Consider the following 13358-nt stretch of genomic DNA (forward strand, 5'->3'; position numbering starts at 1 on the left):
TGGATTAGGTCATGTCAATCATGACTTTTAAGGCCTTTTCATCAGAGGCATGTTTAAAGACATCATAGGCTTTTTCAAAATCGGAAAATTTAAAATGATGGGTCGCCAGTTTTTCTAGGGGCAATTTGCCGGAACAGCAGGTTTTCAGCAACATCCCTGTGGTATTGGCATTCACCAGGCCGGTGGTGATGGTCAGGTTTTTAATCCAGAGTTTGTTCAGTTCAAAACTCACCGGTTTACCATGTACGCCGACGTTGGCAATATGCCCGCCCTCCTTCACGACATGCTGGCAAATATTCCAGGTAGGCTCCACCCCCACTGCTTCAATGGCACAGTCGACCCCGCGTCCATCGGTAATCTCTAGAATCTTTTGAATGGCATCTTCTTTGGCAGAGTTGATGATATGCGTCGCGCCGACAGTCTTGGCAAATTCCAGCCGATTATCATCCATATCCACCATAATAATATTGGCGGGTGAATAAAACTGTGCGGTGAGCAGACAACTCATGCCGATTGGCCCTGCCCCGACAATCGCGACATTGTCGCCTGGTTTGACATCGCCATATTGCACCCCAATTTCATGTGAAGTTGGCAGGATATCTGAGAGGAATACGGCCACATCTTGATTCAGGCCATCGGGTAAATGATAGAGTGAGGTATCGGCAAAGGGCGTGCGTACATATTCGGCATGGGTGCCATCAATCATATAACCCATGATCCAGCCGCCTTCATTGCGACAATGGGCATAGAGCTGTTTCTGGCAGTTTTCACAGGTTCCGCAGCGGCTGACACAGGAAATAATCACCCGGTCGCCCTTTTTAAAGTTTTGCACGGCGGAACCAACTTCTTCCACAATGCCAATACCTTCGTGACCTAAAATACGTCCCTTAAAGCTGCCCTCTTTACGCGTAGCCTCCTGCTCAATTTCCGGGTTTTTACCTTTCCAGATACCCAAGTCGGTACCGCAGATGGTAACTTTTTCCAGTTTAATGATGGCATCGCTGGGATGCAAAATGGTGGGAACTGGGCGGTCTTCAAAGCGGATATCATTTGCGCCGTAATAGACCATCGCTTTCATCGTTGTCATGACACATCTCCTAATGGAATGAGGAATGAGAATGACCTGACTCAGCGAGAATAATGAACGCCTCGATTGCTTTTATATAGTGACAGCGATGGGCTGATTTATGATCTGGCTTTCAGGCCTATAGATACCTGTGTTCTTCTCGATTGTGCCTTGAGTGATATGGCGCTGCAATGAGTCTTGTGTACAGATTGCAACAAAAGATCATCAGGGAGGGTTCAGAGATAAATCTGCTCTTTGGGTCAATGTTTAAATCATAGGATTGCAGGATCAGAACAACGGTTCACTTTTTCTCAATCAACGTTTTAATATGCTAAAAAAAGCCCGCTAGGCGGGCTTCTTCACTTCACTTAAATCTGTTTTATGCTTGTAAAACAGTAATCAGCTTCTGATGCAAACCACCAAAACCACCATTCGACATAATTACTACGGCATCGCCCTCGCCTGCCTCTGCTACCACGGTCTGAATGATGTCATCCAGTGTGCGTGCAACTTTGGCCTTGTTTGGCGCAGCCTCAATGACCGGTTGCAGATCCCAGTCCAGTCCTTCCGGTTGATACCAGATCACTTCATCGGCCAGACGTGCTGAATGAGCCAAGCCATCTTTATGACTGCCCATGCGCATGGTATTGGAACGTGGTTCAATAATTGCCCAGAGTTTGCGTTCCCCTAGACGTTTGCGCGCACCTTCTAAGGTCGTATCAATCGCCGTCGGATGATGGGCGAAATCATCATAAACCTCGATACCACGGACTGTGCCTAACAGTTCCATACGGCGTTTCACCCCACCAAAATTCGATAGTGCTTCACAGGCAGTTTCAATCGATACGCCGACATGTTCAGCGGCAGCAATCGTGGCCAAGGCATTGGCCACCGAATGCTGTCCAGTCATATTCCATTGTACTTCGCCTTTGACCACGCCCTGTTGCAGCACTTTGAAATGTGAACCATCTGCTGACAATTGTTCTGCATACAGCTTAGCTTTTTCATTGGCATCCAGACTGGTGCGTACTACAGGTGTCCAGCAGCCCTGCTCCAGCACTTCATCAATATTGCTTTCAGTAATCGGCGCGATAATCCGGCCTTCACTTGGAATGGTACGAACTAGATGATGGAACTGCTTTTGAATTGCGGCTAGATCATCGAAGATATCGGCATGGTCAAATTCCAGGTTATTTAAAATTGCGGTTTTTGGATGGTAATGCACGAACTTGGAACGCTTGTCGAAGAAAGCAGAATCGTATTCATCGGCTTCGACACAGAAATATTTCCCACCACCGAGACGCGCACTTTCCGAAAAGCCCAATGGCACACCGCCAATCAGAAAACCTGGCTCCAGACCGGCTTGATCCAGTACCCAAGCCAGCATCGTGGTGGTCGTGGTTTTACCATGTGTTCCGGCGACACCCAGCACGTGTTTACCTTGCAGAACATGATCAGCCAGGAACTGCGGACCTGAAATATAAGGCAGACCTGCATTCAGCATATATTCGACTGCATCAATACCACGCTTCATGGCATTGCCGACGATCACCAGATCCGGATGAGGCTGTAAATGACTGCGGTCATAACCCTGCATTAAAGTGATGCCCGCATTTTCAAGTTGGGTCGACATGGGTGGATACACATTCAGGTCTGAACCTGTTACCTGGTGGCCCAGATCGCGTGCAAGTAGCGCTAACGAGCCCATAAAGGTGCCACAAATACCCAAAATATGCAGATGCATCTACTTTACTCCGTTCCTGTCTGACCCATCACTTTATATTGGTGCTGTTGTCATGATTTATTCAATTTGCAAGCAACGATAGCAAGGCTTTAGCTGAAAAGATAGTGAAAATTCTGGCCTTGTTGTGGGATTTTTTAAATCCTGTTTCACGGATAAATTCAAAGAAAATTTCAAAGCGATGCAATATCTTTTCGCCAAATAAACCGTAAAATAAGTTCGACTTTTTTGCAGAGTGCATGCAAATGCTGCCGGCTTTATTTCTTCTGGTAATTGCCAACTGTTTTATGACCCTGGCCTGGTATGGGCATTTAAAATTTTTGCCGCATGATGCACCGCTCTGGCAAGCGATTTTGTTCAGCTGGGCCATTGCCCTGTTTGAATATAGTCTGATGATTCCAGCGACCAAATTACTGGCGCAGCAAGGCCTGGCAGTCGGTCAAATGAAAATCACCCAGGAAGTCGTGACCTTACTAGTCTTTGTTCCTTTTATGATTTTTATGTTTAAACAGCCCTTTAAACTGGATTATCTCTGGGCTGCTTTATGTCTGTGTGGATGTGTCTATTTTGTATTCCGCAGTTCTTAAATAGTTGTAACTGCAGATACTCCCCTATTTTTATTACAGTTTTTGAAAATTCGATAAAAAAACAAGAAAAATCGAGCCTTGCTTTGACCGTTAAATTTTATGAAGCTGAATTTTCAGTCTATAATACGCACTCCTATTCAAGCTTGGCTCTCTCGTCGAGATTTATCTTTATCTCACTTTAATCTCTGGAAAATTTGCAATGAATGCGGCTGCTGCACAAGATACTCCTCTCGTAGGTATTATCATGGGTTCTCAATCAGATTGGGCAACTCTCGAACACACTGCCAATATGCTCAAGCAGCTTGGTGTCCCATTTGAAGCCGAAGTTGTTTCTGCACACCGTACCCCAGACCGCCTGTTTGAATATGCCGAGCAAGCGCGTGATCGTGGTATTCATGTAATTATTGCCGGTGCAGGTGGCGCAGCGCATTTACCGGGTATGTGTGCAGCGAAAACTGATCTTCCAGTTTTGGGTGTACCGGTGAAATCTTCGATTTTAAACGGTGTTGATTCATTGCTGTCTATTGTGCAAATGCCAGCCGGTATTGCGGTGGGTACCTTGGCCATCGGTCCTGCCGGTGCCACCAATGCTGCCATTATGGCCGCGCAAATTCTGGGTTTGACCCGTCCAGAAATCGCAAAAAATGTTGCAGATTTCCGTGCAGCGCAAACAGATAAAGTGGCAAGTAACAATATTCCAGGCCAAGCTTAAGTCGAGACACAGATTATGGATAAAACCATCGGTATTTTTGGTGGCGGTCAGCTGGGTCGTATGATGGCGCAAGCGGCACTTCCATTAAATATTCAATGTACATTTTTTGAAGCCAGCACAGACTGTCCTTCTGCTGCTTTGGGTCCGGTGATTTCGAGCCAGGCTGAAAATGGTCTGCAAGACTTTATTAATAGTGCAGATGTATTTAGCCTTGAGTTTGAAAATACGCCACTTACAGATGTTGATGTACTGACGCAAAGCAAGCAACTGCATCCGCCGCGTCAGGCTTTGGCGATTGCCCAGCATCGTCTGTCTGAAAAAGCCTTGTTTGATGAACTGGCTATTCCGGTTGCACCGTACAAAGCGGTCACTTCACTGGAAAGCTTAGAGGCTGCTGTAGCTGAACTGGGCTTGCCGATCGTACTGAAAACCTCGCGTGGCGGTTATGATGGTAAAGGCCAATTCGTTTTACGTTCGACCGATCAGATGGATCAGGCCTGGGCAGAATTGGGCCCTGCAGGTGAGCTGATTGCAGAAAGCTTTGTCACCTTCTCGCGTGAAGTTTCAATCATTGCAGTACGCGGCCAAGATGGTGATGTTAAAACCTGGCCATTGGCGGAAAATCATCATCATGACGGCATTCTGTCGCACTCGATTGTGCCAGCACCGGACAGTACTGACTTGCAGCCGGTAGCACAAGAATACATCACTCGCCTGCTGAATCATCTGAACTATGTCGGTGTGCTGACCCTTGAGTTGTTTGTGACAGACAATGGCCTATATGCCAACGAGATGGCACCACGTGTGCATAACTCGGGTCACTGGTCGATTGAAGGTGCAGTATGTTCGCAGTTTGAAAACCATGTGCGTGCCGTGGCAGGTTTACCTTTAGGTTCAACTGAAGTGATCCGCCCAACTGTCTTGGTGAACATCATTGGTCAGCATCCGAAATCTGCAGATGTACTTGCTCTGGAAGGTGCACATTTGCATCTTTACAATAAGTCAGAGCGCGAAGGCCGCAAGATTGGTCACATTACCCTGATGCCAAATGACAGCGCGCAATTGTCTGTACTTTGCCGCCAACTGGCGAAAATTTTACCGAATCCATTGGCATTGAGCGAAGATATGACCATCTAGGCTTTAACTTGCTGATAAAAAAAGCGATCACTTCGGTGATCGCTTTTTTATTTGTCTGCTTTCAGGCATGATTGCGCCTCTTCAAAAATACCTGCCATTGGTCGGATCAGTTTTTAAATCAATTGCTTATAAACTGATCAATTGAGTATAAATATACCAATTCAATAAAATCTTATTTACCGCTGAATTTTGTCATATTCATTTGTGGATAAGCCTAAAATCAAAGTTTGAATTTAAAACTGGAAAGTGGTTTTGAATTTAAATTCATAAAAACAAATTCGAATTTAAATCGGACTTTGAATTTAAACTTGCGCTTTTAAATTCAAAAAAATATGAATTCAAATTTAAAACTGGATAAATAAATTCAAAGTTTTGAATTTAAAAATATTAGCCCATTATTTAAATGAATTTAAAAGAAAAACTAGTGTAATTAGAGCATGTTGATGATCGAGAGTCGCTTTTCCTGAAACAAGTTATCCCCAGTAATTTTTAAATTTAAAACTGATTGCAAGTGTTTTGAATTTGAATTTAAAAATCCCGCTGATTTGAATTTAAATCAGGCTTGTGGATAACTCATGTTTAAATTTAAAGATTACAAAATGAATTTAAAAGTGTAGGAATTATGGATTTAAATTTACGCATTGGCGCTTTAATTTTCATCATGAGCTGCTAAGGTAGAAACATAATTCAAAATCTAAATACTCAAGGGTCTTATGCAACGGCTTGCACTTTTTATTGGTTCTGTGGTCTTGGCTGCTTCACAGGCACAGGCTGAACTTATTATTAATGGTCAACGTGTCACGCCGACTGATTTGACCTCTAGTTCAAATATCCCGAATTATGCCTCCCAAAATAATTTTCAAAACTGTCTCGCCAATTTGCGCAGTCAAGCTGTTGCTAGAGGTGTAAGCGGCAGTACCTATGATCGTTATACCCAAAACTTAAGCCCTGATTATTCAGTGATTGAACGCCTGAATTACCAGCCTGAATTTTCTACCCCAATTTGGGATTATCTGTCTGGTTTGGTGGATGAAGAACGGGTTCAGCTCGGCCGGCAAAAATTACAGCAACATCGTGAGGTGCTCAATCGTGTTGCTGCCACCTATGGTATACCTGCAGAAACGGTAGTTGCGGTATGGGGTGTCGAAAGTAATTTTGGTGATATTTCGGGGAAATATCCTTTATTACAGGCTTTAGGAACTTTGAGCTGTGAAGGTCGTCGCCAGAGTTATTTCCGTGGTGAGTTTTTTACCACTATGAAACTGTTACAGCGTGGCGATGTGCGTGAAGAACAATTAAAGGGTTCCTGGGCAGGCGCATTTGGTCATACCCAGTTTATGCCATCGACTTATGATGAGCTTGCAGTTGATTTTGATGGTGATGGCCGACGTGATCTAGTTTCGAGCATTCCGGATGCACTCGCATCAACTGCCAACTTTTTAAGCAAGCGCGGCTGGCAGAGCGGACAACCTTGGGGTTTTGAAGTCAAGATCCCTCAAGGCATGTCGGTTTCCGATGAAGGCCGAAGAAATAAAAAATCCTTGAGGAGTTGGATTAATCAAGGTGTAGTTCGTGCCGATGGTTCGGCATTGGTTCAAGGAAATTTATCGCAATCTTCTCAGGCCGGATTGCTTGCACCTGCAGGCCCGAGTGGTCCAGTATTTTTGGTATTTAAAAACTTTGATGCCATTTATAGCTATAACGCGGCAGAAAGTTATGCCTTGGCGATTGCGCATTTATCCGATCGCCTGCAAGGTAAAGGTAGCTTTACGGCCACATGGCCTACTGATGATCCGGGAACTTCTCGTGCAGAACGTCGTGAGATCCAGCAATTTTTATTGAATCGAGGTTATGACATTGGTGCGGTGGATGGCCTGATTGGAGATAAAACCCGGCAGGCGATTCGTCAGGAACAGCAGCGTTTAGGCTTAAGTCCGACAGGTCGTGCCGGTCAGCAGATTTTGCGGGCCTTTAGAAATGAAAATGCCAAACGCATGATGCAATAAAGAATATTGAAAACGGAAAAAGGTCTGCATGAATGCAAACCTTTTTTTGATGACTGTTTTTGAGTAGCTATATAGTTATGCAAGATAATAGTAATTCGCTGAACTTAAACAGCAGTAATGGTGCCGAGGACGCGATAGCCAGCAGCACCAGTGACTGCAGGTAGGTTGCCATTCAGTTGATTCATAAAACGCATGGCCAGCCAGGCAAAGGCGGTGGCTTCTACCCAGGTTGGACTGAGGCCCAGATCGGCGGTAGTCTGTACACTCCATTCATGTTTACGTAAACGCCAGCGCAACTGCTCCAGTAAATGTGAGTTATAGGCACCACCACCGCAAACAAAAACCTGTCCGGTATCCATGCCAGAACGGTAAATGGCTTTTTTAATGGCACGGGTGGTGAGCTTTAATAAAGTCGCCTGTACATTTTCCGGAGTATCTTCCAGTTCATCGTATTGCAAGTCATTGCGCCAGTCGGCAATCTGTTCATCCAGCCACTCTAGGTTGAAATCTTCACGACCGGTACTTTTGGGAGGCTCTTTGGAGAAGAATTCGTGTGACTGCAAGCGATCAAGCAAACTGCGAATCGGGGTGCCATAGGCTGCCCAGTTACCATTTTCATCAAAAGGCTGACCGGTATAACGGGAACACCAAGCATCCATCAAGATATTGGCCGGTCCGGTATCAAAACCATATACCTCTTCAGGCTTGCCGGCAGGCAGCAGGCTGACATTGGCAATGCCACCTAGGTTTAAAATTACCCGGTGAATGCTGTCATGCTGGAAAATATCCTGATGAAATGCCGGAACTAAAGGTGCTCCCTGACCACCTGCCGCCAGATCACGACGACGGAAATCTGAAATCACCGGAATCTGGGTAATTTCAGTAATGATGTTCGGGTCACCAATTTGCAGGGTGAAGCCATGTTCAGGACGATGCCGGATAGTCTGGCCATGCGAGCCAATCGCCTTAATTCTGGATTTATCCAGGTTATTTTTTTCAATCAACGTATTAATACCATGACCAATCATTTGTGCCAGTGCAACATCAGCCTTGCCCATGCGGTCAATTTCATTGTCATCCGGCAAGGTCAGTGCCATCAGCTCATCCCGAAGGTCAGGATCAAATGCCAAAGTGAGTGTGGCATGAAGCTGGAGTGGATCAAAAGAAGCAGCAACAATATCGACACCATCCATGCTCGTGCCGGTCATTACCCCAATATAGATCGCTGTCATGGTTATTCTTAAGCCTGCAATATGCTGAAAAAGTGTTAGTATATCGCACAAATTGAGTAACTGATGTATTGGATTTTGTGATGTCAAATTTCCTGCCGGCTGAAGAACAACTTGCCCTCATTCAACGAGGCACCCACGAAATTATTTCTGAAGAAGACCTTCTCAAGAAATTAAAATTGAATCGTCCATTAAAAATTAAAGCGGGTTTTGACCCGACTGCACCTGATTTGCACTTGGGCCACACGGTTCTCATTAATAAGTTAAAAGTATTCCAGGATTTGGGTCATGAAGTATTGTTTCTGATCGGTGATTATACTGCGATGATCGGTGACCCGACCGGCAAGAGCGCAACACGTCCACCATTGTCACGTGAACAGGTTTTAGAGAACGCTAAAACATATCAAGAACAAGTATTTAAAATTCTTGATCCCAACAAAACCAAAGTGGTGTTTAACTCGGAGTGGTTTGCGCAAAAAACTGCGGCTGATTTAATTCAATTGGCATCACAGCAAACGGTTGCGCGTATGTTGGAGCGTGATGATTTCACCAAGCGTTATAACAATCAACAACCGATCGCGATTCATGAATTTTTGTACCCATTGGTACAAGGCTATGACTCTGTTGCGCTGGAAGCAGATGTTGAATTGGGTGGTACAGACCAAACCTTTAACCTGTTGATGGGTCGTACCTTACAAGGTCGTTATAACCAAGAAGCACAAGTCTGTATCACAGTGCCAATCCTTGAGGGTTTAGATGGCGTCAACAAGATGTCTAAATCTTTAGGTAACTATATTGGTGTATTTGATGCACCGGGCGCGATATACCAGAAAGTGCTTTCAATGCCGGATGCATTGATTGAGCGTTATTTTGATCTGCTCAGCTTTAAAACCATTGAAGAAATTCAACAGTTATTAAAAGAAGTGGCAGAAGGCCGTAATCCTCAAGAAGTGAAAAAGATTCTTGCACTGGAGCTGGTTGAGCGTTTCCATGGTGCAGAGGCGGCTGCCAATGCGCATAAAGGCGCGGGCAATATCATTACTGAAGGTGAATTACCCGAAGGTACGCCAGAAGTAACTATTTCACGTGGCGAGTTTGGTGGGGAAATCTTTATTACCTCGATTTTACGTGAAGCCGGCTTAACCAAAAATGCAGCCCAGGCTAAGGATGCATTAGGCCGTGGTGCAGTGAAAGTGGATTGGCAGACTGTAGATACGACCTATTCTGTGAAAGAGAACGTAACTTTGATTGTTCAGGCCAGTAAAAAAGCAATCGCTAAAGTCACTTTTGTTGACTAAAAAACGGATAAGTTATTGAAATAAAAGCAGGCTTCGGTCTGCTTTTTTTGTTGATGTTCTATATTTAAAAATCAAATAAGTAAAGTCAAAAAAAACCCTATGAAAACAAGAGTTAATTTTTCCCAAATCACTTGCTTTTCATCTTTATTATGTATAGGATTTATTCATCTAGAGAATTCGTTTAGAGCATCTAGAGGGTAGTAAAAATAATAGTACTCCACAACTGAGAAGTCTCTTTTCCAAGAGGCTCTTTTTAAAAGCTTTAAAGCGAATAACTATAATAATGACATAATGGATCGGGTAAAGATTCAATTCTAAGGAGGAGATTTTGGGAGAGATCTCTTCCTTTTTTATTTATTCTGATTGCGTAATCAAAATATAAATCTGCATGCCTACTCTTCTTGTTGAACAACTAAACTTAAAATTAATCAGCAAATCGAACTTAGGTGAATGACCTCTAAGGGTGAGTTCATTTCAATTGACTCCAAAAGAAAAGTGCAAAACATAAAAAATTAAAGCAGAGGTGATTGAATGTATCGCTTTCCAACAGAAGATATTTTTGATGAACAGATCGATTGCATATTACGGTTCTTATTTGAATACCAGCCGGTCGAACAAAAACAGCAACTCTATGGATCTGTCTATACTTTATTTATGCAGCTTGATCTGGCCGCGCATTACTTTTTATTTTCCCTGATTGAAGAGCAGTTACCGCGACGCGCGAAATTATTCTTTATTGCCGAGGATTATCAGGGTAAGAAAGACATGACTGTAGAGGTCATGCAACATTGGCGTGGACAGCAACAGCAGGAAAAAGTCGCTTAATGCAAAATAACAGACTTTATCTTCTATATATAAGTGATCTACGCATGGTCTTGGGATTCGAAAAACTAAAAATGAATACCTCTGCTATATAGCAGCCTAAAAATAGGCTTTTATAAAAGCCTTGTACGTAAAAAATAACTCATCAATTGAGGAGTCTAGGATTTAGATCAGTTTATTGGACGAGATAGAATAATTTTGGTTTTCTTTTGATGAGCTAATTTAAATAAAAGATAAGATTTGAATGTCAAAAGGCTAAAAATACTGTTTTAAATATTATTGTGATAGTTTTTAGGTCTAAATGAATTTTCAGTTATAAAAATAAAATGACGTGTTTAGTGGGTTTATTGCATAAAAACGCTTAAAAATTAGATAAAAAAGCGATTTTTCAGTAATTTTTGTAGAAAAAAAAGACATACGTGAAAAATATAGTGAATTGGGGGTTGCAATGATTCTGAAATCCTCTAGAATGCACCCATACCGACGAGATAGACGGAAACGAACGAAGCAGAATGGCGGAGTTGTTGAGTTTATCGAAGTCCAGCTTCTGGCACTGACGAGGTGTTAGAAAGATCATTAAGAGATTATGAAGAACAACTTGTGTGGATTTTTACTGGTTGATTGATCGAAATTATTTTCATTGATTGATGGTAGAAATTACTCGAAGTTTATTTGAGAAATATTTGTCAGAAAATTGATGAGCCAAGATTGGTGTCCTTTAAGGCACTACATAGTATTAAACTGAAGAGTTTGATCATGGCTCAGATTGAACGCTGGCGGCAGGCTTAACACATGCAAGTCGAGCGGGGAAAGGTAGCTTGCTACCTGACCTAGCGGCGGACGGGTGAGTAATGCTTAGGAATCTGCCTATTAGTGGGGGACAACATCTCGAAAGGGATGCTAATACCGCATACGTCCTACGGGAGAAAGCAGGGGACCTTCGGGCCTTGCGCTAATAGATGAGCCTAAGTCGGATTAGCTAGTTGGTGGGGTAAAGGCCTACCAAGGCGACGATCTGTAGCGGGTCTGAGAGGATGATCCGCCACACTGGGACTGAGACACGGCCCAGACTCCTACGGGAGGCAGCAGTGGGGAATATTGGACAATGGGGGGAACCCTGATCCAGCCATGCCGCGTGTGTGAAGAAGGCCTTTTGGTTGTAAAGCACTTTAAGCGAGGAGGAGGCTACCGAGATTAATACTCTTGGATAGTGGACGTTACTCGCAGAATAAGCACCGGCTAACTCTGTGCCAGCAGCCGCGGTAATACAGAGGGTGCAAGCGTTAATCGGATTTACTGGGCGTAAAGCGCGCGTAGGTGGCCAATTAAGTCAAATGTGAAATCCCCGAGCTTAACTTGGGAATTGCATTCGATACTGGTTGGCTAGAGTATGGGAGAGGATGGTAGAATTCCAGGTGTAGCGGTGAAATGCGTAGAGATCTGGAGGAATACCGATGGCGAAGGCAGCCATCTGGCCTAATACTGACACTGAGGTGCGAAAGCATGGGGAGCAAACAGGATTAGATACCCTGGTAGTCCATGCCGTAAACGATGTCTACTAGCCGTTGGGGCCTTTGAGGCTTTAGTGGCGCAGCTAACGCGATAAGTAGACCGCCTGGGGAGTACGGTCGCAAGACTAAAACTCAAATGAATTGACGGGGGCCCGCACAAGCGGTGGAGCATGTGGTTTAATTCGATGCAACGCGAAGAACCTTACCTGGTCTTGACATAGTAAGAACTTTCCAGAGATGGATTGGTGCCTTCGGGAACTTACATACAGGTGCTGCATGGCTGTCGTCAGCTCGTGTCGTGAGATGTTGGGTTAAGTCCCGCAACGAGCGCAACCCTTTTCCTTATTTGCCAGCGGGTTAAGCCGGGAACTTTAAGGATACTGCCAGTGACAAACTGGAGGAAGGCGGGGACGACGTCAAGTCATCATGGCCCTTACGACCAGGGCTACACACGTGCTACAATGGTCGGTACAAAGGGTTGCTACCTCGCGAGAGGATGCTAATCTCAAAAAGCCGATCGTAGTCCGGATTGGAGTCTGCAACTCGACTCCATGAAGTCGGAATCGCTAGTAATCGCGGATCAGAATGCCGCGGTGAATACGTTCCCGGGCCTTGTACACACCGCCCGTCACACCATGGGAGTTTGTTGCACCAGAAGTAGGTAGTCTAACCTTAGGGGGGACGCTTACCACGGTGTGGCAGATGACTGGGGTGAAGTCGTAACAAGGTAGCCGTAGGGGAACCTGCGGCTGGATCACCTCCTTAACGAAAGATTGACGATTGGTAAGAATCCACAACAAGTTGTTCTTCATACGATGTATCTGAGGGTCTGTAGCTCAGTTGGTTAGAGCACACGCTTGATAAGCGTGGGGTCACAAGTTCAAGTCTTGTCAGACCCACCACTATCTGACTACAGAAGAAAAGATACATTGACTTATTGATAAGCTGGGGACTTAGCTTAGTTGGTAGAGCGCCTGCTTTGCACGCAGGAGGTCAGGAGTTCGACTCTCCTAGTCTCCACCATACATTCCTACGGAATGTATAAAGACAAAAGCTAATAAATAGACAATCAGTTGATTGTTAGTTTAGTCCTTAAGCGATCAAGTGATGAGATCCTAGAGATTAACAAGTACAAGCGTTATGATACGCGCACTTGATAATCTCTGTGATTTATCACAGTTTCCTGACCTGACGAAGGCTGGAAAAATCATTAACAGAATATATTTGAGTTGAAATAATTTGTTCAAAC

The 13358-nt window shown here is 44.3% G+C and carries 9 protein-coding genes, 2 tRNA genes and 1 rRNA gene; 9 read left to right on the forward strand and 3 right to left on the reverse strand.

Annotation, left to right across the window (positions count from 1 at the left end):
• Nucleotides 1-4: 4 nt before the first annotated feature.
• Both I6L24_RS04020 and mpl read right to left on the reverse strand, forming a co-directional pair.
• Entirely contained in the window at nucleotides 5-1087 is a 1083-nt protein-coding gene (locus I6L24_RS04020; RefSeq protein WP_004281911.1) for a zinc-dependent alcohol dehydrogenase family protein, read from the reverse strand.
• A 358-nt stretch (nucleotides 1088-1445) separates the two neighbouring features.
• Nucleotides 1446-2810, reverse strand: a complete 1365-nt coding sequence (gene mpl / locus I6L24_RS04025) for a UDP-N-acetylmuramate:L-alanyl-gamma-D-glutamyl-meso-diaminopimelate ligase (RefSeq protein ID WP_004281908.1) — start codon at nucleotides 2808-2810, stop codon at nucleotides 1446-1448.
• Nucleotides 2811-3052: 242 nt separating this feature from the next.
• Between mpl and I6L24_RS04030 the strand changes: the two genes are divergently transcribed.
• From I6L24_RS04030 to I6L24_RS04045, 4 genes are all read left to right on the forward strand, one after another.
• Entirely contained in the window at nucleotides 3053-3394 is a 342-nt protein-coding gene (locus I6L24_RS04030; RefSeq protein WP_004647146.1) for a DMT family protein, read from the forward strand.
• Between the two features lie 199 nt (nucleotides 3395-3593).
• Complete coding sequence (gene purE, locus I6L24_RS04035) at nucleotides 3594-4106, forward strand: 5-(carboxyamino)imidazole ribonucleotide mutase (RefSeq protein WP_005094870.1); 513 nt, start codon at nucleotides 3594-3596, stop codon at nucleotides 4104-4106.
• A gap of 15 nt (nucleotides 4107-4121) precedes the next feature.
• Nucleotides 4122-5243, forward strand: a complete 1122-nt coding sequence (locus tag I6L24_RS04040) for a 5-(carboxyamino)imidazole ribonucleotide synthase (protein ID WP_005094872.1) — start codon at nucleotides 4122-4124, stop codon at nucleotides 5241-5243.
• Nucleotides 5244-5956: 713 nt separating this feature from the next.
• Nucleotides 5957-7249 (forward strand): lytic murein transglycosylase, encoded by a 1293-nt coding sequence (locus I6L24_RS04045; RefSeq protein ID WP_216986458.1) that lies wholly within the window; start codon nucleotides 5957-5959, stop codon nucleotides 7247-7249.
• 104 nt (nucleotides 7250-7353) lie between these two features.
• On the opposite strand, the gene I6L24_RS04050 is transcribed toward I6L24_RS04045, so the two are convergent.
• Nucleotides 7354-8481: an anhydro-N-acetylmuramic acid kinase gene (locus tag I6L24_RS04050; protein WP_216986459.1), complete on the reverse strand. Its 1128-nt coding sequence runs from the start codon at nucleotides 8479-8481 to the stop codon at nucleotides 7354-7356.
• Nucleotides 8482-8561: 80 nt separating this feature from the next.
• Between I6L24_RS04050 and tyrS the strand changes: the two genes are divergently transcribed.
• From tyrS to I6L24_RS04075, 5 genes are all read left to right on the forward strand, one after another.
• Nucleotides 8562-9776, forward strand: coding sequence for a tyrosine--tRNA ligase (gene tyrS / locus I6L24_RS04055; protein ID WP_216986460.1), 1215 nt, complete (start codon nucleotides 8562-8564; stop codon nucleotides 9774-9776).
• 531 nt (nucleotides 9777-10307) lie between these two features.
• A complete protein-coding gene (locus I6L24_RS04060) occupies nucleotides 10308-10601 on the forward strand; it encodes a hypothetical protein (RefSeq protein WP_216986461.1) in 294 nt (97 codons plus the stop codon).
• Nucleotides 10602-11336: 735 nt separating this feature from the next.
• A 16S ribosomal RNA gene (locus I6L24_RS04065) occupies nucleotides 11337-12874 on the forward strand.
• Nucleotides 12875-12934: 60 nt separating this feature from the next.
• Nucleotides 12935-13011: transfer RNA gene (locus tag I6L24_RS04070), tRNA-Ile, on the forward strand.
• Between the two features lie 45 nt (nucleotides 13012-13056).
• Nucleotides 13057-13132 (forward strand) — tRNA-Ala (locus I6L24_RS04075).
• The last annotated feature ends 226 nt before the right edge of the window (nucleotides 13133-13358 follow it).

The sequence above is a fragment of the Acinetobacter lwoffii genome, from assembly GCF_019048525.1.
Lineage (GTDB): Bacteria > Pseudomonadota > Gammaproteobacteria > Pseudomonadales > Moraxellaceae > Acinetobacter > Acinetobacter lwoffii_K.

Coding starts and splice junctions, on each gene's coding strand:
- I6L24_RS04030 (WP_004647146.1), top strand. CDS start 3,053: ATGCTGCCGGCTTTATTTCTTCTGGTAATTGCCAACTGTTTTATGACC.
- I6L24_RS04040 (WP_005094872.1), top strand. CDS start 4,122: ATGGATAAAACCATCGGTATTTTTGGTGGCGGTCAGCTGGGTCGTATG.
- purE (WP_005094870.1), top strand. CDS start 3,594: ATGAATGCGGCTGCTGCACAAGATACTCCTCTCGTAGGTATTATCATG.
- I6L24_RS04050 (WP_216986459.1), bottom strand. CDS start 8,481: ATGACAGCGATCTATATTGGGGTAATGACCGGCACGAGCATGGATGGT.
- mpl (WP_004281908.1), bottom strand. CDS start 2,810: ATGCATCTGCATATTTTGGGTATTTGTGGCACCTTTATGGGCTCGTTA.
- I6L24_RS04045 (WP_216986458.1), top strand. CDS start 5,957: ATGCAACGGCTTGCACTTTTTATTGGTTCTGTGGTCTTGGCTGCTTCA.
- I6L24_RS04020 (WP_004281911.1), bottom strand. CDS start 1,087: ATGACAACGATGAAAGCGATGGTCTATTACGGCGCAAATGATATCCGC.
- tyrS (WP_216986460.1), top strand. CDS start 8,562: ATGTCAAATTTCCTGCCGGCTGAAGAACAACTTGCCCTCATTCAACGA.
- I6L24_RS04060 (WP_216986461.1), top strand. CDS start 10,308: ATGTATCGCTTTCCAACAGAAGATATTTTTGATGAACAGATCGATTGC.